The 25351-nt window shown below is 59.4% G+C and carries 29 protein-coding genes and 1 tRNA gene; 16 read left to right on the top strand and 14 right to left on the bottom strand.

Features of this window, described 5'->3' with window-relative positions; genetic code table 11:
* Positions 1–69: 69 nt before the first annotated feature.
* Positions 70–1368, top strand: coding sequence for a PP2C family protein-serine/threonine phosphatase (locus PM04_RS08580; protein WP_235281434.1), 1299 nt, complete (start codon positions 70–72; stop codon positions 1366–1368).
* Here the strand turns inward: PM04_RS08580 and PM04_RS08575 are convergent.
* On the bottom strand, positions 1340–1951 hold the full coding sequence (locus PM04_RS08575; protein ID WP_038005722.1) for a phospholipid-binding protein MlaC: 612 nt from the start codon (positions 1949–1951) through the stop codon (positions 1340–1342). The genes PM04_RS08580 and PM04_RS08575 overlap by 29 nt on opposite strands.
* Entirely contained in the window at positions 1935–2693 is a 759-nt protein-coding gene (locus PM04_RS08570) for a VacJ family lipoprotein (RefSeq protein WP_052068350.1), read from the bottom strand. The genes PM04_RS08575 and PM04_RS08570 overlap by 17 nt, the downstream gene beginning before the upstream one ends.
* A 311-nt stretch (positions 2694–3004) precedes the next feature.
* Here PM04_RS08570 and PM04_RS08565 point away from each other — a divergent pair, with 311 nt between their 5' ends.
* The 4 genes from PM04_RS08565 to PM04_RS08550 are packed head-to-tail and all read left to right on the top strand — an operon-like array spanning position 3005 to position 5715.
* The gene (locus PM04_RS08565) at positions 3005–3463 is read left to right on the top strand and encodes a RidA family protein (RefSeq protein ID WP_038005721.1); all 459 of its coding nucleotides are present in this window, start codon (positions 3005–3007) and stop codon (positions 3461–3463) included.
* Positions 3460–4212, top strand: coding sequence for a glycerophosphodiester phosphodiesterase family protein (locus tag PM04_RS08560; protein WP_038005720.1), 753 nt, complete (start codon positions 3460–3462; stop codon positions 4210–4212). The genes PM04_RS08565 and PM04_RS08560 overlap by 4 nt, the downstream gene beginning before the upstream one ends.
* 49 nt (positions 4213–4261) lie before the next feature.
* Positions 4262–5449, top strand: coding sequence for a GNAT family N-acetyltransferase (locus PM04_RS08555; protein ID WP_038005719.1), 1188 nt, complete (start codon positions 4262–4264; stop codon positions 5447–5449).
* A complete protein-coding gene (locus PM04_RS08550) occupies positions 5446–5715 on the top strand; it encodes a 4a-hydroxytetrahydrobiopterin dehydratase (protein WP_052068351.1) in 270 nt (89 codons plus the stop codon). The genes PM04_RS08555 and PM04_RS08550 overlap by 4 nt, the downstream gene beginning before the upstream one ends.
* A 47-nt stretch (positions 5716–5762) precedes the next feature.
* Here PM04_RS08550 and PM04_RS08545 read toward each other — a convergent pair whose 3' ends face one another.
* Positions 5763–6251 (bottom strand): peroxiredoxin, encoded by a 489-nt coding sequence (locus PM04_RS08545; protein WP_038005718.1) that lies wholly within the window; start codon positions 6249–6251, stop codon positions 5763–5765.
* An 85-nt stretch (positions 6252–6336) separates the two neighbouring features.
* On the opposite strand from PM04_RS08545, the gene PM04_RS08540 reads away from it, so the two are divergent.
* On the top strand, positions 6337–7539 hold the full coding sequence (locus tag PM04_RS08540; protein ID WP_038005717.1) for an NAD(P)/FAD-dependent oxidoreductase: 1203 nt from the start codon (positions 6337–6339) through the stop codon (positions 7537–7539).
* Positions 7536–8087, top strand: a complete 552-nt coding sequence (gene rsmD / locus PM04_RS08535) for a 16S rRNA (guanine(966)-N(2))-methyltransferase RsmD (protein WP_038005716.1) — start codon at positions 7536–7538, stop codon at positions 8085–8087. The genes PM04_RS08540 and rsmD overlap by 4 nt, the downstream gene beginning before the upstream one ends.
* Here rsmD and PM04_RS08530 read toward each other — a convergent pair.
* On the bottom strand, positions 8084–9118 hold the full coding sequence (locus PM04_RS08530; protein ID WP_038005715.1) for a TRAP transporter substrate-binding protein: 1035 nt from the start codon (positions 9116–9118) through the stop codon (positions 8084–8086). The two genes, rsmD and PM04_RS08530, sit on opposite strands and share 4 nt — an antisense overlap.
* 182 nt (positions 9119–9300) lie before the next feature.
* On the opposite strand from PM04_RS08530, the gene recQ reads away from it, so the two are divergent.
* A complete protein-coding gene (gene recQ / locus PM04_RS08525) occupies positions 9301–11349 on the top strand; it encodes a DNA helicase RecQ (RefSeq protein ID WP_038005714.1) in 2049 nt (682 codons plus the stop codon).
* A 49-nt stretch (positions 11350–11398) separates the two neighbouring features.
* Complete coding sequence (gene yaaA, locus PM04_RS08520; protein ID WP_038005713.1) at positions 11399–12178, top strand: peroxide stress protein YaaA; 780 nt, start codon at positions 11399–11401, stop codon at positions 12176–12178.
* On the opposite strand, the gene PM04_RS08515 is transcribed toward yaaA, so the two are convergent.
* The 5 genes from PM04_RS08515 to PM04_RS08495 are packed head-to-tail and all read right to left on the bottom strand — an operon-like array spanning position 12175 to position 14890.
* Positions 12175–12822 carry an RluA family pseudouridine synthase gene (locus tag PM04_RS08515; protein ID WP_038005712.1) on the bottom strand — a complete coding sequence of 216 codons (648 nt, stop codon included), beginning with the start codon at positions 12820–12822 and terminating at the stop codon, positions 12175–12177. The genes yaaA and PM04_RS08515 overlap by 4 nt on opposite strands.
* Before the next feature lie 32 nt (positions 12823–12854).
* The gene (locus tag PM04_RS08510; protein WP_038005711.1) at positions 12855–13055 is read right to left on the bottom strand and encodes a hypothetical protein; all 201 of its coding nucleotides are present in this window, start codon (positions 13053–13055) and stop codon (positions 12855–12857) included.
* Positions 13052–13663 carry a LysE family translocator gene (locus PM04_RS08505; RefSeq protein WP_038005710.1) on the bottom strand — a complete coding sequence of 204 codons (612 nt, stop codon included), beginning with the start codon at positions 13661–13663 and terminating at the stop codon, positions 13052–13054. Before PM04_RS08505 ends, PM04_RS08510 begins: the two co-directional genes overlap by 4 nt.
* Before the next feature lie 6 nt (positions 13664–13669).
* On the bottom strand, positions 13670–14326 hold the full coding sequence (locus tag PM04_RS08500; protein WP_038005709.1) for a ChrR family anti-sigma-E factor: 657 nt from the start codon (positions 14324–14326) through the stop codon (positions 13670–13672).
* Positions 14327–14332: 6 nt separating this feature from the next.
* The gene (locus PM04_RS08495) at positions 14333–14890 is read right to left on the bottom strand and encodes a sigma-70 family RNA polymerase sigma factor (RefSeq protein ID WP_038005997.1); all 558 of its coding nucleotides are present in this window, start codon (positions 14888–14890) and stop codon (positions 14333–14335) included.
* A gap of 219 nt (positions 14891–15109) precedes the next feature.
* Between PM04_RS08495 and PM04_RS08490 the strand changes: the two genes are divergently transcribed.
* From PM04_RS08490 to PM04_RS08470, 5 genes are read left to right on the top strand one after another with little or no spacing between them, the layout of a single operon-like run.
* Positions 15110–16408, top strand: a complete 1299-nt coding sequence (locus PM04_RS08490) for an NAD(P)/FAD-dependent oxidoreductase (RefSeq protein ID WP_038005708.1) — start codon at positions 15110–15112, stop codon at positions 16406–16408.
* Positions 16405–17166, top strand: coding sequence for a DUF1365 domain-containing protein (locus PM04_RS08485; RefSeq protein WP_038005707.1), 762 nt, complete (start codon positions 16405–16407; stop codon positions 17164–17166). The genes PM04_RS08490 and PM04_RS08485 overlap by 4 nt, the downstream gene beginning before the upstream one ends.
* A complete protein-coding gene (locus PM04_RS08480) occupies positions 17163–18389 on the top strand; it encodes an MFS transporter (protein WP_038005706.1) in 1227 nt (408 codons plus the stop codon). Before PM04_RS08485 ends, PM04_RS08480 begins: the two co-directional genes overlap by 4 nt.
* A 3-nt stretch (positions 18390–18392) precedes the next feature.
* Entirely contained in the window at positions 18393–18950 is a 558-nt protein-coding gene (locus PM04_RS08475) for a DUF3833 domain-containing protein (protein ID WP_038005705.1), read from the top strand.
* Positions 18947–19681: an SDR family oxidoreductase gene (locus PM04_RS08470; protein ID WP_038005704.1), complete on the top strand. Its 735-nt coding sequence runs from the start codon at positions 18947–18949 to the stop codon at positions 19679–19681. The genes PM04_RS08475 and PM04_RS08470 overlap by 4 nt, the downstream gene beginning before the upstream one ends.
* A 91-nt stretch (positions 19682–19772) precedes the next feature.
* Here the strand turns inward: PM04_RS08470 and PM04_RS08465 are convergent.
* Both PM04_RS08465 and PM04_RS08460 read right to left on the bottom strand, forming a co-directional pair.
* Positions 19773–19848: transfer RNA gene (locus tag PM04_RS08465), tRNA-Ala, on the bottom strand.
* 81 nt (positions 19849–19929) lie between these two features.
* Positions 19930–20268 carry a TIGR02300 family protein gene (locus PM04_RS08460; RefSeq protein WP_038005703.1) on the bottom strand — a complete coding sequence of 113 codons (339 nt, stop codon included), beginning with the start codon at positions 20266–20268 and terminating at the stop codon, positions 19930–19932.
* 112 nt (positions 20269–20380) lie between these two features.
* Here PM04_RS08460 and PM04_RS08455 point away from each other — a divergent pair, with 112 nt between their 5' ends.
* Together PM04_RS08455 and PM04_RS08450 are read left to right on the top strand one after the other, a co-directional pair.
* Positions 20381–21091 carry a M48 family metallopeptidase gene (locus PM04_RS08455; RefSeq protein ID WP_052068352.1) on the top strand — a complete coding sequence of 237 codons (711 nt, stop codon included), beginning with the start codon at positions 20381–20383 and terminating at the stop codon, positions 21089–21091.
* Positions 21092–21106: 15 nt separating this feature from the next.
* Entirely contained in the window at positions 21107–21754 is a 648-nt protein-coding gene (locus PM04_RS08450; RefSeq protein ID WP_038005702.1) for a GntR family transcriptional regulator, read from the top strand.
* Positions 21755–21821: 67 nt separating this feature from the next.
* Here the strand turns inward: PM04_RS08450 and lpdA are convergent, their stop codons facing one another.
* From lpdA to odhB, 3 genes are all read right to left on the bottom strand, one after another.
* Positions 21822–23213, bottom strand: a complete 1392-nt coding sequence (gene lpdA / locus PM04_RS08445) for a dihydrolipoyl dehydrogenase (RefSeq protein ID WP_038005701.1) — start codon at positions 23211–23213, stop codon at positions 21822–21824.
* 69 nt (positions 23214–23282) lie between these two features.
* Positions 23283–23693 carry an MAPEG family protein gene (locus tag PM04_RS08440; RefSeq protein WP_038005700.1) on the bottom strand — a complete coding sequence of 137 codons (411 nt, stop codon included), beginning with the start codon at positions 23691–23693 and terminating at the stop codon, positions 23283–23285.
* A gap of 159 nt (positions 23694–23852) precedes the next feature.
* Positions 23853–25346, bottom strand: coding sequence for a 2-oxoglutarate dehydrogenase complex dihydrolipoyllysine-residue succinyltransferase (gene odhB / locus PM04_RS08435; protein ID WP_038005699.1), 1494 nt, complete (start codon positions 25344–25346; stop codon positions 23853–23855).
* Positions 25347–25351: the final 5 nt, after the last annotated feature.

Raw genomic sequence — 25351 nt, 5'->3', positions numbered from 1 at the left:
TTTTAGTCTTTACGGGTCGTTAGCTTTCTAGGGCTACCAAGGGTGCCAAACCACGTCACTGGACACTTTATGGCTTCTTTGACCCCAATGCTGCTGGCAGAAATCCACAAAGGTGCCAAGGTCCTCGTCGTGGACGACAGCCGGGCCCAGAGACATCTGATGTCCGCAACTCTCAAACGCGCGGGTTATCGTGTCATTGGAGCCGGAACGGCCGAGGAGGCGCTTGACCATTTAGGTGACCCCGAAATCAGGCTGATCGTCAGCGACTGGGGTATGCCGGGGATGGATGGTCCTGAATTCTGCGCCGCTTTGCGCGCAATGGAACGGCCATATAGTTACTTCATTTTGATTACCTCCAAGTCCGACCGTTCAGAAAAAGCGCGTGGGTTGGATGCCGGCGCGGATGATTTTGTCACCCGCCCCATCAATTGGCACGAATTGCGATCTCGTATCCGCGCCGGAGAGCGTATTTTAGACATGCAAGAAGAGCTGCGCGAGAAGACCCGCGTAGTTGAAGCGACGTTGTCAGAATTGCGAACGATTCATTGCGCGATGGAGCAAGACCTCGTTGAGGCTCGCAAACTGCAAATGTCGCTCATGCCGCCGGAATACCGTGATCTAGGTGCAGTTGGGATCGCATCAAAGCTTTTGACATGCGGGCATGTTGGGGGTGACTTGGTCGGCTCATTTCCCGTATCGCACACCAAACTGGGGATTTATTCGATTGATGTCTCGGGGCACGGGGTCGCGTCTGCATTGATGACCGGTCGGTTGTCGGCACTGTTTTCTGCCACTGAACAACACCGTAACATTGCATTCTCACGGCAAACGGACGGCAGTATGGCCGCTGATGCCCCCGAACAAGTCGTAGCTCGGCTGAACAATCTGATGCTCGATGACCTGGACACAGACATCTATTTCACCTGTATCCTCGCCTATCTAGATCTAGAAACCGGCGCGTTGGACTTTTGCCAAGCGGGTCATCCGCACCCCCTTGTATCAACGCTGGACGGGCAGGTCATAACCATCGGCGATGGTGGCCCGCCAGTCGGTTTAATACGTGGCCTAAGTTTTGAGAAATCAGCAGCGCAGCTTAACCCCGGTGATCGGCTCGTGCTATTTTCAGACGGCTGCACCGAATGCACGAACCCCGAAGGCAATATGTTGGGCGAGGATGGCCTTGCATCGTTGCTTCGGGCGCACGCCATGACGCCGACTCAAAAACTATTGCACCAACTGGAACAAGACCTGCGAAACTTCACTCAAAATAGCGATTTTGAGGATGATGTTTCAATGATTATTCTAGACTATCAGGGCTGCGCTCAGCCCCAGCAAACGCTTAACCAAGCTGACCAAGCGCTTGCGTGAGGCGTGCAACACTGCCCCCGTTCCGATCCAACAACGCGTTGATCTCTGTGTTTTCAGTGGTGCGCAGGTTGATCCCCTCAATAATCATATTGAAGAACAAATCACGGCCCGAGCCGTTGGACACCAAGAAAACAACTTCGAAAGGGGCTTCCCCAGGAAGTTGCGCCATCGAACGCACCTCAAAGAAGCTCCGCACGGGCCGCGCGCTTAGCACCTCAATCTCACCCCCGGAAAAACGGCGAAACTGTTTACCGTACTTGCGAGCGAGATATCCCTGAAGCGCGCGCGTGAAATCCCGGCGCTCCGCTGCACTTGCGCCCCGCCACGGCACACCCAAAATGGACCGGGCAATAATCGGCATATCGGCGTAGCGGTTCAGAACCCCGTCAAAATCACGGATCATTGCGGCTTCGGATTTATTTGAAGCAATGATCCCATTAATTTCGCCCACCAGACGCCCAACCAGTACTTTGGCCTCGGGCGTGGTAAGGGCGAATGCAGGACCCGTGGCCGCGACAACTGCGGCTCCTGACAGCGCAAGAAGGGATCGGCGGGTCAGTGAGGTGTCAGTCGAAATCTGCATAAGGATCCTCGTAGGGGTCAAAGTAATCATCGTCCACCTCGCTGCCACGCAATTGGAAGCGACGGTTTTGCAAATAAAGAAGCCGCGCTTGAGCGTAACTGTCAGCGCTTTCGTATAAAACGGAATCAATCAACTCTGCGTTGCGGTACCGCGTGCCAAAGGCGTCCGCGACACCAAACACTGTTCCAACGGTACTTTCGGGGGCGGGCACTGCACTCCGAATTGGGTTAAGTGCCAAATCGACCAAACGCCCAGCTGCATGGCGCGATGTTGACGGCCCCACAACGGGCAGCACGGCATAGCTACCCTCTGGGACGCGCCAGTAATAAAGCGTCTCACCAAAATCAGTGGGTGCCGCGGGAATTCCCATGGCGCTTGCCACGTCAAACAAGCCAAAAACACCAACCGTCGAGTTCACTAAAAACCGGGACGTATTCTGAGCAGCCTGACCAAGCCGGACTTGCAAGAGGTTATTCAACACATCGCTCGGGGTGCTTAAATTGCTGGCAACATTGGCGATGCCCTTTTGCATTGGTCCCGGCACCGATGTCCCGTAGGCGTTGGAAACGGGGCGAACAAGCTGCTGATCCAACAACAGGTTTTCGGCATGCACAGCACGGTTCGTGACCTCATATGGGTCATCAATTTGTGAACCAACGTCAGGCGTCGCGCAGGCCCCCAAAAGAGCCACGCCAACAAGCGCACAAAGCAATCGGATCTTTGGGGCGAAAACACGTATCATTTAGAAAATATATCCCTGCGAAATTGAAGCTGCGCACAGAGCTAATATAGGGGACGCCTGAATATGGCCACTCCCCTTGCGAAAACTGACAGGAAACACACCATGTTGTGACATGGCTGCACTGCCTTTTGACCGCTTGCCGCGCAAACTGGCATTTGTGCAGTGCCCGGCATTGAAACAAGCCGTCCAAAGGATACGAACGAACAGCTAGATCGCACTCTGATCCTTTACCTCGCCCATCCTTTCCTAGACAGTTTCCGAGACGCCACTCGCGACAACCGAGTGGCCCGGAAACAGCAAGAGAGAACCCCATGTCCTACACCGCCAAACTCGCCGAAATGGGCGTCACACTCCCCGATGCCCCTGCGCCTGCCGCCAACTACGTGCCCTATGTGGTCCACGGCGATATGGTCTACGTGTCCGGCCAATTGCCCATGGGGCCGGACGGTTTGGTCTGCGGTAAACTCGGCGCAGATATGAGCATTGAAGACGGCGAAAAAGCCGCCCGTCTGTGCGCGATCAATCTTTTGGCGCAAGTCAAAGCTGCGTGCGGCGGCGATCTAGAACGCCTTGTTCGCGTTGTGAAAATCGGTGGCTTCGTAAATTCGACTGATGATTTTGGCGATCAGCCCAAGGTCATCAACGGGGCCTCTAACTTCTTTGCCGAAGCACTTGGAGATGCAGGCAAACACGCACGCGCAGCCGTGTCCTCACCCGCACTTCCCTTCGGTGTCGCGGTTGAGATCGAAGGCATCTTCGTCATCAAATGACAGCCCTTCCTCGCAGCTTTTTACGCCGGCCCATCACACATCGCGCGCTTCACGGTCCCGCAGGGGCCGAGAACTCAATCGGCGCGATCCAAGCTGCTATCGCGGCTGGGTTGGGGATTGAGATCGACGTTCAGCCCAGCGAGGATGGCGTCGCAATGGTGTTTCACGACTATGATCTGGCGCGCCTTACCGGCCACACAGGCCCTATCGTTGCGCGCACAGCCGCTGAACTAGGCGCCATCTCCCTTAGCGCGGGGGGCGGTACGATCCCGACACTGCGGCATGTACTGGACCTTGTAGACGGCAAAGTTCCGCTTCTGATTGAGATCAAGGATCAAGACGGCCTCATGGGTCCGAACGTCGGCCCATTGGAACAAGCCGTGGGCGCGTGCCTTTCGGATTACACCGGCGACGTTGCGGTGATGTCCTTCAACCCCCACTCGGTGCAGGCTTTTGGCGCCGCGGTTCCAAACGTCCCTCGGGGCCTTGTGACATCCGCCTACAGCACCGATGATTGGCCAGAACTCACGTCAGACATCCGCAACAGGTTGGCTGAAATCCCCGATTTTGGCACAGTTGGCGCAAGCTTCATCAGCCATGAGGTCGAAGCACTGGACATGCCGCCCGTCCACGCGCTGAAATCTCAGGGCGTCCCGATCCTGTGCTGGACCGTCCGCAGCGCTACCCAAGAGGCCGAGGCGCGGAAGATCGCCGATCAAATCACCTTTGAGGGCTATTCTCCCGCTTGAAACCCACGCCTGCTGCCCCACCTCTCGTGGGGTAGCGCGGAAAGGTGATATGTCTGAGACCTCTATAGAAATCAGTATTTTGGCATCGCTTCGCGAGATTGACGCCACCGAGTGGGATGCCTGTGCCGCCCCAGAGGCATCAGACGGTGAACGCCCGAATGATCCGTTCACAACGCACCGCTTTCTCAGCGCCCTAGAGGACAGCCGTTCCGTTGGCACAGGCACTGGGTGGCAGCCACAGTATTTGACGGCGCGCGCTGACGGCGAATTGATTGCCACCGCGCCACTATACGCAAAAGGCCATAGCCAGGGCGAATACATCTTTGATCACAACTGGGCCCAAGCCTATGAACGGGCGGGCGGCCGGTACTACCCCAAGCTACAGATGGCCGTGCCCTTCACCCCCGCCACAGGGCGTCGGTTTTTGGTGAAACCGGGCTTTGAAGAGGCGGGCATGGCCGCCCTCACCCAAGGGGCGGTGCAGATTGCGGATCAAAACAATCTCAGCAGCCTGCATATCACCTTTTGCACGGAGGCAGAGCGCGCCGCTGGCCATGACATGGGCCTGCTGGAACGGACCTCACAGCAGTACCATTGGCTTAACCAAGGGTACGCCGATTTCGACGATTTCCTTACCGCTTTGGCTGCCCGCAAACGCAAGGCCATTCGCAAGGAACGCGCGCAAGCACAGGCCTTTGGCGGGCGGATCGTCGCCCTCACCGGGGATCAAATCCAGCCGGAGCACTGGGATGCCTTTTGGGTGTTTTACCAAGACACCGGGGCGCGCAAATGGGGCACACCCTACCTGACACGCGCATTCTTTGACGCCGCCCAAGAAACGTTGCGCGACGATATTCTTTTGGTGCTCGCGGAGCGCGATGGGCAATACGTGGCAGGCGCGCTCAACATGATTGGTCGCAAAACGCTCTATGGCCGCTATTGGGGCTGCACCGAGCATCACGCCTGCCTCCATTTTGAACTATGTTATTACCAAGCCATTGAATTCGCGATCAACAATGGGCTTCAACGGGTTGAAGCCGGTGCGCAGGGTGACCACAAACTTGCGCGCGGATACATGCCCGTGCCGACCCATTCGCTGCACTGGATCCGGGACCCCGGACTGCGCGATGCTATTGCAAACTACCTAGAGGCTGAGGCCGCCGCCGTCTCAGAGGATATCGAAATCCTGACCTCTTACGGCCCATTCAAGAAAACCATTATGGAAGAGCAACAATGAGCAAAATCCCCCTACAAGACGCCGTCGCCCGCACCGGTTGGGCCGCAGTGGATGGCCGAGACGCCATCATGAAACAATTCGTTTTCAAGGATTTCGTTGAGGCGTTTGGCTGGATGACCAAGGCCGCGATCATCGCGGAGGGCATGAACCACCACCCTGAGTGGTCCAACGTCTACAAAACGGTACATGTGGTCCTGACGACCCATGACGTGGATGGCGTGTCCGAGTTGGACGTCATCCTCGCGGCGAAACTCGACGCGCTTTAGGCGAATGGGGCCACGCACCTGCGCCGCCCCACTCAAATCTGCGCGCCTTAGATGGCGGCCAGCAGGCTTTCACCGGCGGTGACTTCGCAAACACCGGGGCCTTCTTCGATGTGCAAGACCGATACTTTGCCGTCGTCCACAACCATTGCATAGCGTCTGGAACGCCCATGCAGACCAGCGGGTGGTGCATCAAAGTTCAGGCCAAGGGCCGCCGTAAACGCCCCATCCGTATCGCCCAGCATGTGGATGCCAGCCGCGTTTGCGCCTGTCGCCTCGCCCCACGCCTTCATCACGAACGGGTCATTCACAGAAACGCATACAATCGTATCGATTCCCTTTTCAGCGAAGCCCGCTTTGGTGCGCACAAAGCTCGGGACGTGCGCCGAAGAACAGGTCGGGGTGAACGCGCCGGGCACGGCAAAGATCACCACGCGCTTGCCCTTGGTCAGGTCTGCGACCGAAACGGCCTCGGGGCCTTGCTCGCCCAATTTGATAAGGGTGCCGTCAGGCAATGCATCGCCGGTTGAAATGGTCATAAAAGAGATCCCCGTCCCTGATTGTGTTTCCAGTAATCAGCGATATAGGGTGTCGGCCGGAACACGGCCAGTGAAAGGGCATATTATGACGCATATTGCGGTCATTGGCGCAGGGCAGGCAGGCGCCTCCTTGGTGGCGAAACTGCGCAGCGAAGGGTTCGAGGGCGACATCACCCTGATCGGTGCCGAAGCGGTCCCGCCGTATCAACGCCCCCCACTGTCCAAGGCGTATCTGCTGGGCGACATGACGCTAGAGCGTTTATTCCTGCGCCCCCAGAGCTTTTATGATGAAAACAACATTGCCCTACGGCTCGGCACACAGGTCACGGCGATCGACACATCCGCCAAAACCATTGCCATAGGCGATGAGCTGCTGAGCTACGATCAACTTGCCCTCACGACAGGGTCCGTTCCGCGCAAGCTGCCTGCGTCGGCCGGTGGCGCGCTTGGCGGCGTCTATACCGTACGCGATCTGGCGGACGTTGACGCGATGGCCCCCCATGTGACCGAAGGCGGGCGCGTCTTGGTCGTGGGTGGAGGCTACATCGGGCTAGAGGCCGCCGCTGTTTGCGCCAAAAAGGGCATGCAGGTCACACTGGTTGAGATGGCGGATCGGATTTTACAACGCGTCGCCGCTCCCGAAACCTCGGACTATTTTCGCGCACTCCATACCGCGCACGGTGTCGATATCCGCGAAGGCGTGGGACTTGATGGCCTGATCGGTGAGGGCCACGTCACCGGCGCCCGGCTCAGCGATGGGGCTGAGTTGGCATGCGATATGGTCATCGTCGGCGTAGGCATCGCACCCGGCACCGCATTGGCTGAGGCCGCGGGCCTGACACTCGACAACGGGATCGCGACCGATGCCCAAGGCCGCACCAGCGCGCCGGACGTTTGGGCTGCTGGCGACTGCGCTTCATTCCCTTATCGCGGCCACCGTATCCGGCTCGAAAGCGTCCCAAATGCCATTGATCAGGCCGAGATCGTCGCCCGCAACATACTGGGCGCAGGTGTCGAGTACGTGGCCAAACCATGGTTCTGGTCCGACCAATACGACATCAAGTTACAGATTGCAGGCCTCAACACCGGATACGACCGTGTCATCGTGCGCGACGGCGTCACCGCGCGGTCGCATTGGTACTACGCGGGCGACACGTTGCTGGCCGTGGATGCCATGAACGATCCGCGCGGCTATATGGTCGGCAAACGCATGATTGAGGCTGGCCGCTCTCCCGATCCTGCTCTGGTTGCGGATGCAAGCGTCGATGCAAAGGCGCTCATGGCGTGAGGATCATTGGCGGAAACTGGCGCGGACGGCGGCTGGCGAGCGTGGGCAAGGGCGACACAGCCGCCCACCTGCGCCCAACGACTGACCGCACCCGCGAAAGCCTATTCAACCTTTTGCAAAACGGCACCCACGGCGATCTGTGCACCGATGCCCGCGTGTTGGACATTTTCGCTGGGACCGGGGCCTTGGGCCTAGAGGCCCTGTCGCGCGGCGCAGACGCGGCAGTTTTCATCGAAAACGGGCGCAAGTCGCAGGCCATCCTGCGCGAAAACATCCAGATGCTGGGCGCAGACGCACAGGTCATCCCCCGCGATGCACGCAAGGCAGGCCCCTGCCCCGGCGCGCCCTTTGACCTCGTGTTCCTTGATCCGCCCTATGGCAAATCATTGGGTGAGGCTGCGGTCACAGCCCTGAACGACTGGATCGCCCCCGGCGCGATGTTGGTCTGGGAAGACGCAAAAGCCCCCGAGGTTCCCGGGGGCTTTGAGCAGGTTGACCAGCGCCGCTACGGCGAAACGCTGATCACCTTTGTGCAGAAAACCGACTAGTTGACCGGCAAACGGTTCGCGGCAACCTTGGCCCGCGCCGATGCGACCAAACCAGCACCATCAAGACCCTTGGCCGTGACATCAGCGATCCACTCAGCAATGACCTCATCGCCTAGTGCCACCATCTGGGCCGTGGTTTCGGCAGAGATTTCGGCAAGCTCATTGCCCGCATCAACTAGGACCTGACGGCCCTCTTTATCGCCCGTATCATGGGCACGACCAGCCCAAGCAGAGGCCATCGCCCCCGAATTGGCATCGATCACGGCCTTCAGGTCATCTGGCAACGCGGCATAGCTGTCTTTGTTCATCGCCCAAATAAAGAACAGATTATAAAGCGACTTTTCACCTGCAACGTCTGTGTGACTATCGGTCAACTCGTCCAGCTTGAGCGAGGGCGACATTTCATAGGTGATCACACCGCCGTCCAAAACACCTTTGGACAGCGCCTCGGGAAAGGCTGGGACAGGCATGCCGATTGGGTTCGCGCCTAGTTTATCCAAAAACAGCGTCGCAGCCCGCGAAGGGCCACGCAGGTTGAGACCTTCAAAATCTGACACCGCTTGAATACCGGGGCCCGTTTTGTGAACGATCCCGGGCCCATGCATGTGCGCCGCAAGCAGATGCACATCCGCAAAATCATCCATCAGGTGCTCTTGGGTGAAATCCCACGCGGCCATAGACGCCTCTTCGCCGGATTTCGTGACCATAAACGGCAGCTCAAGCGCCTCGGCCTCGGGGAAACGGCCCGGTTGGTATCCGGGGATCACCCAACCACCATCCACCGCGCCATCCGCGATCAGGTCATACATCTCAGCGGCACCACCGCCCAACTGCATGAAGGGGTACAATTCAACCTTGATACGCCCGCCGGAATCCGCCTCAACCTTGTCAGCCCAAGGCTGCATAAAGTGTTTGGGGTTCGCAGACGCAGGCGAGACGAAGTGTTGGAACCGCAGCGTCACCTCTTGGGCGAACGCGCCCGAAGTGCTGAGCAGGAGGGCTCCGATGAAGGCAGATTTAAGCAGGGTCATAACTGATCCCCTTTTGTTAAAGGTGCACATGGACTTAAGCGCCGTACGCCCCCCGCGAAAGAGTAAACTTAAGAAAAACACATCAAAAAGTCGCGCAAACTGTCGCGGCGCAAGCCTTGTTCACGGGCTGTTAATGTGAAAGATTCATAGAAAATCGAGCACATCTTCTGATCCTGAGGCCCATGCCCCACACAACGCCAAGCCCGACCGAGCTTCTTGCGTCCGTTTTTGGATTCTCTGCCTTTCGCCCGGGGCAGGAGGACATCGTAGAAGCCGTTCTTGGCGGCAAAAATACGCTCGCGATCATGCCAACGGGCGGTGGCAAAAGTCTGTGTTTCCAACTGCCTGCCCTCTGCCGAGAGGGGATCACCGTCGTCATTTCGCCCCTGATTGCATTGATGCGCGATCAAGTGCGCGCCTTGCAGGAGGCGGGCGTTGTCGCGGGCGCCCTGACCTCTGGCAACACCGAGGAAGAAACTGACGCCGTCTGGAACGCGATTGAGGCCGGGACGCTCAAACTGCTCTATATCGCGCCGGAACGGTTGGCATCCTCAGGCACAGAGCGGATGCTCAAACGCGCGGGCTGCAACCTTATCGCCGTGGATGAAGCCCACTGCGTCAGTCAATGGGGCCACGATTTCCGCCCCGACTACCTGCGCATCGGCGAATTGCGCAAAACACTCGACGTGCCTTTGGCCGCTTTTACCGCGACCGCAGATGCAGAGACCCGGGAAGAAATCGTAACCCGCTTGTTCGACGGCACCCCGCCCGAGACGTTTCTGCACGGCTTTGACCGCCCCAACCTGACGCTGGCCTTTGCCGCCAAAGACAGCCCCCGGAACCAGATCCTTGGCTTTGCCGCCGCCCGCAAAGGGCAGTCGGGCATTGTCTATTGCGGCACCCGCAACAAGACCGAAAGCCTTGCAAGGGCGCTGCGCGAAGCCGGGCATTCCGCCTGTCATTATCACGGCGGTATGGAAGCCGACGATCGCCGCATCGTTGAGCGCCGTTTTCAGGCCGAAGATGGGCTGATCGTCGTGGCGACCATCGCGTTCGGGATGGGCATCGACAAACCCGATATCCGTTGGGTTGCGCATGCGGACCTGCCCAAATCTGTCGAAGCCTATTACCAAGAAATCGGCCGCGCCGGTCGTGATGGCGCGCCCGCCGATACCCTGACATTGTACGGCAGCGACGATATTCGCTTTCGTCGCCAACAGATTGATGAGGGTCTCGCCCCGCCTGAAATGAAATTCGCAGATCATGCGCGGCTCAACGCGCTTTTGGGGCTGGCGGAGGCCCACGAATGTCGTCGCAAAAGCCTCCTCGCCTACTTTGGCGAAACCGAAGTCACCTGCGGGAACTGTGATCTGTGCGAAACACCCCCCGACCTGTTTGATGCCACAACCTCAGTGCGCAAGGCCCTGTCGGCGATATTGCGCACGGACGAACGGTTTGGCGCGGGCCACCTGATCGACATTCTGCTGGGCAACGCCACGGACCGCATCTGCCAACGTGGCCATGACGCTCTGCCAACCTTTGGCGTCGGGCGAGAACATTCAAAGCCCATCTGGCAGGCGATCTTTCGGCAAATGATGGGCCAAGACCTGATCCGCCCCGATCCTGAACGCCACGGCGCGTTCCGCATGACCCAAGCCGCTCGTCCTATTCTGCGGGGTGAGGCCAACATCACTCTACGCCGCGACACCCTCAAGACCGCAGACCGTCGCCCCGCCGTCAAAGCCTTGGTCAGTGAAGAGGACGCGCCCTTGCTTTCGGCGCTTAAGGCCAAGCGCCGCGCCCTTGCGGACGCCGAAAGCCTGCCTGCCTACATGATCTTTAACGACCGCACCCTGATCGAGATGGCCGAAACCCGCCCAATGAGCCTAGACGCGATGGCGCGCATCGGGGGGGTTGGGGCCAAAAAGCTCGAAAAATATGGAAGTCATTTCCTAGAGGTAATAACGGGCGAGCATACTGCCAGTGTCCACCCCGCGCGGCGCAAATTGGCTGGGCGCTCCGAGGGCGATGTCTATGACGCGCTGCTGAGCGTACAAGCCGACCTGATGCGCGGCGACGACGGTACGCAAAAACCGCTTTCATGCTCGTCCTCAATGCTGGCCAAAGTCGCCACCGCGCCCGCCGACGCGAGCCAGATTGCCCGCATTTTGGGCGACCGTCACGCAGAACGCTTTGGCGCAGCGTTTCTCGAAGTTTTGCAATCGCGCTAGACCTCAGCCCCTCAGCCCTTATCTATAAGACACCAGAGAGGAGATCCCCATGCTCACAGTGCTGTCGCCCGCAAAGAAGCTAGACACCAGCCGCACGACCACGCTGCCGCTGACGCAACCGCAGTTCCCCCAAGAGGTCGCTGAATTAACCCAGATCGCGCGCGATCTGTCGGTGCCACAGCTGCAAAAGCTGATGCACATCAGTGAAAACCTTGCAAAGCTGAACGCAGACCGGTTTGCGGATTTCGCGGCACAGGACACGGCGCCTGCCGCGCTGATGTTCGATGGGGACACATACACCGGGCTCGACGCGACCACCCTCTCTGAGGACGCCTTGCGCCACGCCCAAGATCATTTGCGCATCTTGTCTGGGCTCTACGGGTTGCTGCGTCCGCTGGATGAAGCGCGCCCCTACCGGCTCGAAATGGGGAGCCGGTTGGCTAACCCCAACGGCAAAACGCTATACGCATATTGGGGCACAAAACTGGCTGATGCGCTGAACGCACAAGCGGCCGAAACCGGGGCCACACATCTTCTGAACTGCGCCTCGCAGGAGTATTTTGGCGCTGTTGATACCAGGGCGCTGAAGCCCGCCGTGATCACCCCAAAGTTCCTTGAGGACAAACCGGGCGGTGCCAAGGTCATCAGTTTTTATGCCAAACAGGCACGCGGCGCGCTTGCCCGGTTCCTGGTTGAAACCCGCATCACTGACCCCGCCGACCTTGCGGCGTTCACGGCCGGGGGCTACGCATATCAGCCCGCGCAATCTACCCCGCTAGAGCCGGTCTTTTTGCGCCCTGATCAAGCCGCCAAAGGCAAAGCTGCCTAGTACGGGCAAGGCGCCTCAAAACGCTCCATCTTGCCCGTGATCGGATGTTCCAGCTTGAGCCCCTCAGCATGGAGCATCATGCGCGGAAACGCGAGCGCAGGCCCGTCCGCATAGAACGGATCGCCCAAAATGGGGTGACCTAGCGCCAGCATGTGCACGCGCAGCTGGTGGCTACGGCCAGTGCGCGGCATCAGCTTCATGCGGGTGGTGCCGTCCACGACCTCCATCCGCTCCCAATCGGTGACCGCAGGTTTCCCTGTTTCGTGGTTCACGTGCTGCAAGGGACGGTTCGGCCAATCAACGATCAAAGGCAGATCAATGGTGCCCTTCGGCTCCGCGACCTCACCCCAGACGCGAGCAATATAGCGCTTCTTGACGCGCTTTGTCTCAAACGCGCGACCCAGTTTGCGTTGCGCGAGCTTGGTCAGCGCAAAGATCATAATCCCCGATGTATCCCGGTCCAGCCGGTGACACAAAAGCACCTCAGGGAACATGTCCTGTAGCCGCGACAACAGGCAATCGGCCAAATGCTCACCCCGACCGGGCACGGACAAAAGCCCTTCGGGCTTATCCACCAAAAGGATGTCATCGTCATGATAGATGACGGGAATGGGGTCTGTGGGCGGGTTGTATTCGCTGCTCATGGCGTCGCCCTACCGCGCATGGGGCATGGTGTCTACTGGCCTGCGCGCCAAAGCGCATAGGCCGACGATCCGCCGAGCCACGCGAAAAACATCCCAGCATAGACCGCAAGTTCGAGCCAACGCCAGTCGGGCACACCGTCCCCAAACATCACGAACCCGATAAACGCGAAGGCAGCCAGTGACACGGCCACGCGAAACCGATGCTCCCGCAGGGTGGGGGCAAAGCGGCTCATCCCATGATCGCCAGCGCGAACAACGCAAGCCCGTAGCCGATGAAACACACGGCCATGACCCGTCGAAATGCCGTGTGAAACACCGCGCCCAGCGCAGCCCGGCCCAACATCGCCCCAAGTGTTGTGAAGCCTGCGTAACTCAGCGCCGTGAGGCTAAGTGCGGTTGGCATAATGAAAGCCATCTGTCCCATGACAGGGCGCGCTGGGTCCAAAAACTGGCTAAACGCCGCGATGTAGCCTGCCAAGGATTTGGCATTAATCGTCGCAATCCAAAACGCGCGCCAAAACAAGCCGCCCCGTTGGTCCGATACCACAGGCGGGCGTCCGGCCATCCGGAATGCGCGCAGCCCGATCCAAACCAGCAACGCGGCACCTGCAATTTGCAGTGCAAAGAACAGATTGGGGGTCGCCACGATCAACGCCGCCAATCCAAGGGCGGCAGCCCACATGAACAGCAATGCTTGCAGCATGATTGCGCCAACGGTGATGAACGCGCGCGGCAGCCCGACGTGCATGCCAACGGTAATACAGTTCACCGCATTGGGCCCAGGCGTCGTGACGAACAGCGCCCAGAACACCGCGAACGCGGCCCATAGCTCAAACGTCATGAGGGGTTAAATGCGCAGGATTTTCTGAGCGATTTTGGGCAAAAGGCCGTTAAAGCGCAAAGGCGCATCGGTCACCACAAGACAAATACAATCCTCACCGATGTCGGCAACGGGCGTATGCTCCGTCTCTTGGGTCGCGACTTCAATGTCGCCGCGTGCAAACCGACCATCTTCGTCGATAAACGCGCCTTGCAGAACCAGTGTAACCTCAACCCCGTTGTGCCCGTGGTCGGGCATTGCCTGACCCGCTGGGATATACAGCAAACGCGCGGTCGCCTCACCATCCCCAGTCGGCAGCACCGCCTGTTTGACGCCCATACCCACGGGTCGCCACTGCACGGCATCGGTGTCACCACCCACATAGTCGCGCAGGCACTTGGGGAAGGTCGCGTGGCGCGCAGGTGCCTTCGCCTCTTCGCGTACGGTGTCCGCAGGGGCAGTGCCCATGATCCGTGCCATCGTCGCCTCAAAGCTGTCATCCGCCAACTCAGCAGTCTCGGCCCCCTCAAGGACCGCGCCGCCAAGCGCTTCGAAACTGGACAGACGCGCACGGGCATCATCGTTGAGCGAGACATGCGACGCCACAACAAGGTCAAACGCTTCTGACAATCCGCCAGCCGCGTACCCCATTAGCAAATCATCAGGAATATGATGTGTGATCATGTCGTTCTATGCCTCCGCGCCCATCGAATGGCGCAATCTTTCAATCGCCAATCTAATCCGCGACTTGATTGTGCCAAGGGGCAAACCTGTCTCTGCGGCGATTTCGCTATGTGTCATGTCACCAAAAAACGCGCGCTCTACCAAATAGCGCTGTTTTTCGGGAAGTTGTTTCAACGCCTCGGCGAGCCGCGCGCTGTCTTGTTGTAATGCGAGAACATCCGCTTGCTCCGGAGCCGCCTCAGGGCCCCAAGGCAGCTCTTCTGGCTCGGGTCGGCGCGACTTTCGAATCATATCGATGCGTCGGTTCCGCGCGATCGTGAAAATCCACGTGGCCACAGATGCACGCCCCGGATCATACAAATGCGACTTGCGCCACAGGGTCGCCATCACGTCCTGCATGCACTCTTCTGCCATTGCATGATCAGCACCTGATTTGATCAAAAACGCCTTCACACGCGGGGCATAGTGACGAAACAGCTCGGCAAAAGCCGCCTGATCCCTGTTGGTGCCAACAGCTACCAACCGCGCAACCCAGTGCGCTTCGTCTGTCTTTGCATGTGTCACGGTCGGCGCGTGCTTTCGGTCCCGACCAGCGGGGAGTTCCGCAGGCTCAGGCCACATCATCCGACTTTGTGTCACAGCAATCAACATAATCTTATTACGCGAGTGGCACTCAACCGGATCACTCTTCATAAGAAAAATTCAAAAATAGCAAAAAAAACTGAACCAATTCCGAACCCATGACGTACATGTAAACGGAACTAGACAGTGAGAGGACGACCAGTGCCATTTGAAGTTGACACCTTTGCACCCAAACGGATCGCTATCGTGGGCGGCGGGATATCAGGGATGGCTGCGGCCTATCACCTTAGCCAAACACACTCCGTCACGCTTTACGAAGCAGAGGGGCGCATCGGCGGGCATGCACGCACCGTGATGGCTGGCAAACGCGGCGACCAAGCCGTGGACACAGGCTTTATCGTCTACAACTACGCCAACTACCCCCACCTGACGCGCCTGTTTGCGGAACTGGATGTGCCTGTTGCCAAATCAAACATGTCCTTTGGCGCATCCTTTGGCGGTGGCGCGATGGAATACGGGCTGCAATCGCTCGATTCGCTGTTTGCAACGCGCAGCAACATCGTCTCACCCAAGTTCCTGCGCATGGTCGCGGATATTTTCAAATTCAACAACAACGCCGATCACGTCGCAAAAGACCCCGACATCACGCTCAATGAGCTGTGCGATCAACTGCGGCTCAGCCAAGGCTTTCGGGATTGGTATTTGGCCCCGATGTCCGGCGCGATCTGGTCCACGCCGACACAAAACGTCATGGACTTCCCTGCGCAGGCTTTGGTCAAGTTCTTCAAAAACCATGCGCTTATGTCCACCACAGGCCAGCACCAGTGGTACACCGTGGATGGCGGCTCGATTGAATATGTGCGCCGTTTGGAACACGCGCTAAAATCCCGCGCTGTGGCGATCCGCAAATCCACGCCTGTGAATGCGGTCAAACGTATCCCCGGCGGCGGGGTCGAGATCAAAGCCAAGGGTGATGAATGGAAGGTCTATGATGAGGTGATCTTTGCCACCCACTCCGACCAGACCCTCGCGATGCTGTCCGATGCCACGCCGACCGAACGCGACAACCTCAGCGCGGTACGCTACCAGCCCAACCGCGCCACGCTACACGCTGACCCCAATACGATGCCCAAGCGGAAATCCTGTTGGGCCAGCTGGGTCTACACCGAGGCTGCGGACAAAGAGGGCGACAAGATCGACCTGACCTACTGGATGAACTCGCTTCAACCCATCCCCCACGATGACCTGTTGCTCGTTACGCTCAATTCACAGGCCCCCATCCGGGAAGAATTGATCTACGATGAAGTTGATTTCGCCCACCCGATCTACGACCTCGCGATGACTGCCGCCGTAGAGCGGATCAAGGCTACAAACGGCACCGCTAACACATGGTTCTGCGGCGCGTGGATGCGCAACGGTTTCCATGAAGACGGCTACGCCTCGGCCTATGACGTCGTGCAGGCGCTGGACGCAACCAGCGTGGCCATGGCTGCCGAATGACCCGCGTCCTGGAACATATTCCGGGGCACACCTGGCACGGGCGCAAAGGCGCGGTCGAGAATGCGTTCAAGTATTCAATCGACTACGTCCTGCTAGACCTAGAGGACGAAGGCCCCCTGCCCGCGCTGTTTTCGCGTAACCGTCGCAACCTTGCGGCGGTCTACGACGCCGATCACGGCGGCCAGCGCGGCGAAGGGCGCGGGCTGAGTTGGGTCAATCAGGTGCTGCAAGCCTATGGCTTGCAATTCCAGCGGGGCAAAACCCTGCTTCTGACCCAACCGCGCATGTTTGGGTATGTGTTCAACCCTGTTTCGTTCTGGCTTTGCTACGACGTCGAAAACGAGCTGCGCGTGGTCATCGCAGAGGTCAGCAACACCTACGGTGACCGCCATTCGTACCTGTGCCACACCGACAACCTGTCTCCGATCACAGCCGAGACAGAGATGCACGCGACCAAGATATTCTACGTCTCGCCCTTCCAAAAAATCGAAGGCGATTACACCTTCCGCTTTAACATCACCGATGAACGCATCGGCATCTGGATCGACTATTCAGGCGGCAAAGGCGGGCTGATCGCGACGCTCTGCGGCAAGCGTCAGCAGCTGACCTCCAAGGGTTTGGCATTTGCCGCCCTACGTCGCCCCCTTGGCGCGCGACGGGTGATGGCCCTGATCCATTGGCAGGCGCTCAAGCTGTGGTGGAAGGGCGCGCGGTTTCGCACACGCCCCACCCCTCCCCCGGAGGAGGTGTCGCGGTGACATCCGCCCGCGCGCTTGGCTTGCCCCGCTACGCGGTGTTTGCCGCCGTGTTGTCGGCGGCCGGCTTGCCCATCTATATCCACGCGCCCAAGTTCTACGTGGACAGCTACGGCGTATCGCTGGGCGCGCTGGCCACGGTCCTGTTTTTCCTGCGCCTGATCGACGTGATCCAAGACCCGTTTTTTGGCTGGCTCTCTGAGGCTGGTCGAAAGTACCGCCCGGCACTGGTGGCACTGGGCGGTATCGTGATGGCAATCTCGATGTGGGGGCTATTCGCCGTGACGCCCCCCATCGACGCAATATGGTGGTTTGCCCTCACGCTCGCAGGGTTGTTTTCGGGGTTCTCACTGCTGACGATCTCGTTCTACGCCCAGGGCGTTCTAAAGGCGAATGTGATGGGCGACGGCCACGTTCGCCTTGCGACATGGCGCGAAACGGGTGCGTTGATCGGTGTCTGCGTGGCCTCCGTGGCGCCTGTGGCTCTGGCGTTTAGTGGCGCGCCCTTTATGGCATATGCGGGCCTCTTCGCGGGTCTCACGCTGTTGGCCCTTTGGCTGATGCGGAATGAATGGCGGTCCGAGGCAACAGCACCCAGCACCCCCATGGGCGACATCCTACGCGATGCCACCGCGCGACGGCTCCTACTGATTGCACTCCTTAACGCGGCCCCTGTCGCCGTGACCTCAACCCTGTTCTTGTTCTTCGTCGAAAGCCGCCTTGATGCCCCCGGCATGGAAGGGCCTTTGCTGCTCTTGTTCTTTCTCGCCGCGGCACTGTCAGCCCCCATGTGGGGCCGCCTCGCGGAGCGCTACGGCCCCAAGCCAATGCTCCTTGCGGGGATGGTGCTCGCGATTGCGACCTTTGCCTTTGCCCTCACGCTAGGGGCGGGCGACACCGCACTGTTCGCGGTGATCTGCGTGGCCTCCGGCGCGACCTTGGGTGCGGACCTCACGCTTTTACCCGCGATATTCGCGCGCCACATGGCGAAAATCGCCCCAAACGCAGGCAACGGCTTTGGCCTTTGGTCGTTTGTGTCCAAGTTCACGCTCGCAATTGCTGCGATCACACTACTTCCAATCCTAGAGGTTAACGGATTTCAGGCTGGCATGACCAACACGCCGGACGCCCTGATGACCCTGACACTGCTCTATGCGGGCCTGCCCTGCATCCTCAAACTGTTCGCGCTGGCCCTGCTCAGCGTGACCCGACTGACGGAGACATAACGGATGGAATCGCTGCTTCTTGTTGGCCTTGGCGTGGTCCTAACGCTCAGCCTTGTCTGGGCACGGTTCCGATATGCGGCCTTTCCCGCTCAGCGCCCCAGCGACTACGCCGAGCAGACACCTCAATTCGACATCCGCCAACACCTAGACGGCCCGATTCAGTGCGAGGGCATCATTTATGGCCCCACTGGGCGCGTTTCGTCCCGGTTTGTGGCCGATATGAACGCCACGTGGGACGGCAACACCGGCTCTATGACCGAGCATTTTCGCTACGATAGCGGCAGCACGCAGGATCGGATCTGGTCTCTCAAAATCGGCAACGACGGCCAGATCAAAGCCACCGCCCCCGACATCATCGGCGAAGGTGAGGGCACTCAGGAAGGCTCTGCCGTCAAACTATCGTACCGCATCAAACTGCCTGACGACGCTGGCGGCCATGTGCTGGACGTGACGGATTGGATGTATCTGATGGAGAACGGCACGGTGATGAACCGCTCGCAGTTCCGAAAGTTTGGAGTGAAAGTGGCCGAGCTTGTTGCCACCATGCGGAAAGTCGGATGAGAGAATTTAAAGGAAAACGCTACTGGCTGATCGGCGCATCAGAAGGATTGGGCCGCGCGCTCGCCCTCAAACTGAGCGCGGCGGGGGCCGAGGTGATCGTCTCAGCGCGTAGTCAGGAAAAGCTGGACGCGCTGGTCGCAGAAATGCCGGGCAAGGCCCGCGCATTAACGGTCGATGTAGGTGTTTTAGAAAGCGTTGAGGGCACAGCCGCCGAAATCGGGCACATCGACGGCATGGTGTATTTAGCGGGCGTTTACTGGCCGCAGTCGGCCCAAGACTGGAACGCGGAACAGGTAGAGGCGATGTGCGACATCAACTTTACCGGCTCTGCCCGGGCGGTCGGCGCGGTCATCGGCCAGATGATAGAACGGGACGCAGGCCATATCGTCATCACAGGTTCGCTTTCAGGCTTTCGCGGATTACCCGGTGCCACGGGTTACGGCGCATCCAAGGCGGGCAATATGTGGCTGGCAGAGGGCATGTATGCCGATCTGCGCAACACTGGCATCGATGTCCAAATCGCGAATCCTGGCTTCATCAAAACCCGACTTACGGACAAGAATGACTTTTCGATGCCATTCCTGATGACGCCGGAGGAAGCCGCCCAAGAAATGCTTGACCACATGTGCACGAGCGATTTCAAAAAGAGCTTTCCGCGCGTGTTTTCGTGGCTGTTCCGGGGGTCTCAGTTCCTACCCGATTGGCTGTATTACCGGGTGTTTGGCAAGTAACCCGCGCAATCACGCGCAGCGATTCGGCAGTACGAACCGATGGGCCAGCCTCAGCGCAACAGTCAGCGAAATATAATTCATAGGGAGGGTTTGGTGGAGCCTAGCGGGATCGAACCGCTGACCTCCTGCATGCCATGCAGGCGCTCTCCCAGCTGAGCTAAGGCCCCAAACCGTGCGTCTAGATAGAAAGACGCGGGCTGCGGCGCAAGCGGAAAATCTCTCCCGCGCCGCACTTTTTCACAACGAGATTACTCGTCGTCGCCTTCGTTGCTGACATCGGCAATTTCGTCAAGAGACACAGTGTCCTCTTCGTCGTCATCGTCCAGTACGTCGGCATCGTCTTCGATGGACACATCGTCCTCGAGATCGGTGTCGTCGTCGTCCAGCAGCAGATCGTCTTCGGCCTCTTTGGCCTTGACCGCATCCGCATCATCCTTGTCCGCAGCCAGCACGCGGGTCTTGGTCCCGGTGTCGATGTTAACGGCTTCGCCGGTGTAAGGGCTAACGATCGGGCGCTTGTTCAGGTCGTAGAAGCGTTTGCCAGTAGTCGGGCAAACGCGCTTTACACCCCATTCTTCTTTGGGCATGTCAGTTCCTTCAGGTCTTGGACGCTAAGATGAATTGGGGTGCCTTGCCATAGCTGAACAAGGGTGTCAAAGCCTTTCCCGTGGCAGTGCGGAACGATGGGGGCATTGACCTGTGGAATCGATCATTCTTGAGGGTATCCCTCCCGTTGAAGTGCATCTGCGCCGTTCGCCCCGCGCGACACGGCTTTCGCTGCGGGTCGGGCGCACCAATGGGCGCGTCACGCTGACCCTGCCGCGCCGCGCCACCCTGCGGGAGGCGCACGCCTTCGCCAACGCTCAGGCCGCCTGGATCAGACAACATGTCTCCGCCGCACCCAGCGTGCAGCACCCCGTCATCGGTGGCACATTGCCCATCTTGGGTGAGGTTCTGCCCATCGTCGCGGGCCAAACACGCGTGGCCCGCTTGTTGCCCGATGCGGTGCTGGTCCCCAATGACACCGCCAAAGTTGGCCCACGGATCAAGACGCTTTTGCGCACGTTGGCCCAGACCCACCTCACCGAAGCTTGTGAGCGCTACGCGACCGCTTTGGGCCGCAATCACGGCAAAATCACCTTTCGCGACACGCGTTCACGCTGGGGATCCTGCACATCGCGGGGGGATTTGATGTTTTCATGGCGGCTGGTAATGGCCCCGTGGGAGGTGCTGGATTACGTCGCCGCCCATGAGGTCGCGCATTTGGCCCACATGGACCACTCCGCCCGCTTCTGGGCACAGGTCGAGGACCTCTTGCCGCGCTACCAACCGCACCGCGCGTGGCTCAAGGCGCATGGGGCCGGATTGCACGCATGGGACTTTAGTGTCCTTGACGCGACCCCGGACTAGGCGCACCGTCCCGCCATGTTAATCGACTCCAAATCCAGCGGAACCTCTGCCGCCCACGACAAGCTGTACCGCGCGCTGCGGACCCGTGTCATGCACGGCGAACTCATCCCCGGTGAGCCGCTGACCCTGCGCGGCATCGGCAAAGAATACGGTGTCTCAATGACCCCTGTGCGCGAGGCACTGCGTCGCTTGATCGCGGAAGGGGCGCTGTCGCTATCTTCATCCGGGCGGGTCAGCACGCCAGAATTAAGCAGTGAACGAATCGAAGAACTGGCTGCACTCAGGTCCCTACTGGAACCGGAACTGGCCGCGCGCGCCCTGCCCCGCGCCCACTCAGCACTGATCGAGCGGATGGAAATCATCAACCGCTCTATCGCGGAGAAAATCGCGAAAAAGGACGCAGTGGGGTACATTCGCACCAACCTCGAATTCCACCGCACGCTGTATTTACGCGCGCAGGCACCTGCGATGCTCGCAATGGCGGAAACGGTTTGGTTGCAAATGGGGCCAACGATGCGCGCGCTTTATGGGCGACTGCACCGGACCGAGGCGCCCCGCCACCACCGCCTGATCCTCGCGGCACTAAACGCAGGAGATGAACCCGGGCTACGGCTCGCGGTGCGCGCCGACGTGACCCAAGGGCTAAAGCTGTTGGCGACTTAGCCCAGAATTCAGGAAAGGATTGGTCCGGCGCGCAACCGCGCCGAACCCAAGTGGTTATCAACGCCGATTAGGCGTGGATCGCGCCGTCACCACAGGCCAAAGCCGCTTCACGCATTGCTTCCGAATATGTCGGGTGCGCGTGGCAAGTCCGGGCCAGATCCTCGGCAGCGGCACCGAATTCCATGGCAACACAAACTTCGTGGATCAAGTCACCGGCCATTGGGCCAATGACATGCGCGCCCAAAATGCGGTCCGTCTTGGCATCGGCCAACAGCTTCACAAACCCATCGGCCGCGAAGTTCGCCTTTGCACGCCCGTTGCCCATGAACGAGAATTTCCCGATCTTATAGGCCACGCCCGCTTCTTTCAGTTGCTCTTCGGTTTGGCCGACATTGGCAACTTCGGGGTGGGTATAGATCACGCCGGGGATGACACCATAGTTCACGTGGGGCTGTTGGCCCGCGATCATCTCAGCGACGGCCATACCTTCGTCCTCAGCCTTGTGAGCCAGCATCGGACCCTCAATGGCATCACCGATGGCATAGATGCCGGGGATGTTCGTGCGGTAGCTCGACTGGGCGATCTGGCCGCGAGGGGTCATCTCAATGCCCAAAGCATCAAGGCCCAGCCCTTCGGTGAACGGTTTGCGCCCGGTAGAGACCAACACAACCTCGGTATCCAGCGTATGCTCACTGTCGTCTTTGCGCAGCTTATAGGTGACCTTGGCTTTGGTCTTGGTTGCAGCGACCTTGGACACAGCCGCGCCCATGATGAACTTGAGGCCCTGCTTGGCAAGGATGCGCTGGAACTGCTTGGCAACCTCAAGGTCCATGCCCGGTGTGATGCCGTCCATGAATTCCACCACGGTTACCTCAGTGCCTAGGCGCGCATAAACGGAGCCCAGCTCCAGGCCGATCACACCACCGCCTACGACGGTCATGGTCTTGGGGATTTTGTTCAGCTCAAGCGCGCCGGTGGAGGTTACGACCACTTTTTCATCAATGGTCACTTCTGCGCCCGGAATGGTGGCCGGCTCTGAGCCGCTGGCGATGACGATGTGCTTGGCGGTGTGGATTTCGTCGCCGACTTTGACCTCACCCGCCTTGGGGATGGAGGCCCAGCCTTTGATCCAATCGACCTTGTTCTTTTTGAACAGGAATTCGATGCCTTTGGTATTTTGGGCAATGACGTCATCCTTATAGGCCAACATCTGTTTCCAATCGACCTTAGGCGCAGCACCCGTCAGACCCATCTTGGCAAAGTTATGCTCTGCCTCGTGAAGCTGATGCGAGGCGTGCAGCAGCGCCTTGGACGGGATGCAGCCCACGTTCAGGCAGGTACCGCCGAGGGTGTCGCGCCCCTCAACACAGGCCGTTTTCAGGCCCAGTTGCGCGCAGCGGATTGCGCCGACATATCCGCCAGGACCGGAGCCGATGATGATAACGTCGTAGTTTGCCATGATGTTTTCCTTTCTGTCGGTCGCCGGGGGCCAGCCCCCGGACCCCCGGGATATTTGAGAACCAAAGAATTAGGCGATAGCCGCAAGAAGCATCGCTGTGGTTGCAAGAAAGCCCACGAACCAGATGGCCGAGCGCCAGGGGCGCCATCCAAAGTAGTAAGCTGGGATGTAGAGAACGCGGGCCGCAAGGTATGTGTAGGCCAGCAGGGCGGTGTAGGGTGTCGCCTCATCCGAGAGGGTCAGCACCGTGCAGGCGATGCCGAACAGGATCAGCCCTTCGAAGTGATTGTTGAGGGCCCGATAGAGGCGGGCGGTTTTGTCGGAGAGTTGATCCTCAAGCGAGCCGCCGAGGCGCGCGCGATCCCGCGCGGAGGCCGTTTTGCCCAGGCCCAACTCAAGGTTGGCAGGGACGGCCATCAGGACGAATTGCACCACTTGGAGAAGTGCCGCGAGGGTGAGGGCGGTAAGTTCGGGGGTCATGAGCATCCTCTGGGATGAGATCCATCGGCCGTTTTGGATGCGAGAGGCCAAGTCCGGCGCGGGGTCGTTCGTCCTGTTTTCGCTGGCATTTGAATGATCCCCTTGTGTGGGGCAGCGCCTGACCGAAGTATTTGCCGATCAGGCGCTGCCGCGTGTTTTTTAGAGATCCATCAGCAAGCGGCGCGGATCTTCGAGAGCTTCTTTGACCCGCACGAGGAAGGTCACAGCGCCTTTGCCGTCGACGATCCGGTGATCGTAAGACAAAGCGAGATACATCATCGGACGGATGACAATTTGACCATCAACCACCACGGGGCGGTCTTGGATTTTGTGCATGCCGAGGATGCCCGACTGTGGCGGGTTCAGGATCGGCGAGGACATGAGCGAACCGTAGACGCCGCCGTTCGAGATCGTGAAGGTCCCGCCCTGCATTTCCGCCATAGACAGTTTGCCGTCACGGGCGCGTTTGCCCTTTTCTGCGATGGCTTTTTCGATTTCGGCGAAGGACATCTGGTCGGCGTCGCGGATCACTGGCACCACAAGGCCCGTAGGTGTGCCCGCAGCGATACCCATGTGCACAAACTTTTTGTACACGATGTCGGTGCCGTCGATCTCAGCGTTTACTTCGGGGACTTCTTTTAGGGCGTGACAGCACGCCTTGGTGAAGAACGACATAAAGCCCAGACGCGCGCCATGTTTCTTCTCAAACAGGTCCTTGTATTCCTTGCGCAACGCCATCGACGCCGACATGTCGACCTCATTGTATGTCGTCAGCATGGCGGCCGTGTTTTGGCTGTCTTTCAGGCGCTTGGCGATGGTTTGGCGCAGGCGGGTCATCTTGACCCGTTCTTCGCGGGCTGCATCATCAGCGGGTACGGGCGCGCGAGGGGCGGCGGGGGCCGCAGCCGCAGCAGGGGCCGCAGCGGCACTGGCAACAGCCGCCATCACGTCCTCTTTCATCACGCGACCATCACGGCCAGAGCCCTGAACCGACGCAGGGTCAATGCCCTTTTCCGCCATGATTTTCTTAGCCGATGGTGCGTCCTCTACGTCCTTGGCACCGGAGGCCGCAGGCGCAGCAGCGGGTGCCGCCGCAGGGGCAGCAGCCGCCGCACCAGCCGAGCCGCCAATCACAGCCAACTTGGCAGTCGCATCCACAGTTGCCCCTTCGGGCGCGAGGATTTCGGACAGCACGCCAGCGGCAGGCGCAGGAACCTCGACGGAAACCTTGTCAGTTTCCAGCTCACAGAGCATTTCGTCTTGGGCAACAGTGTCGCCGACCTTTTTGAACCAAGTTGAGACAGTAGCCTCGGTCACGCTTTCGCCCAGCGTAGGCACCATCACATCCGTGGTGGCACCCGTATCAGCGGCAGCAGGGGCCGGGGCCGCCGCAACCGGTGCAGCGGTCGCTTCGCCACCGGCGGAAATGGTCGCCAACAGCGCGTCCACGCCAACGGTTTCACCCTCGGCGGCCACGATCTCGGCCATGGTGCCCGCAGCGGGGGCAGGCACTTCAACCGTCACCTTGTCGGTCTCCAACTCGCACAACATCTCATCCACCGCGACCGCGTCGCCTGGCTTTTTGAACCATGTGGCCACGGTGGCCTCGGTAACGCTTTCGCCCAGTGTGGGCACTCGAACTTCAGTGGACATCTTCT

Source organism: Thalassobacter sp. 16PALIMAR09 (assembly GCF_000765485.1).
Taxonomy (GTDB): domain Bacteria; phylum Pseudomonadota; class Alphaproteobacteria; order Rhodobacterales; family Rhodobacteraceae; genus Thalassobacter; species Thalassobacter stenotrophicus.
Note: the sequence above shows the minus strand (reverse complement) of the source record. Positions and strands in the feature narration are given on the sequence as shown.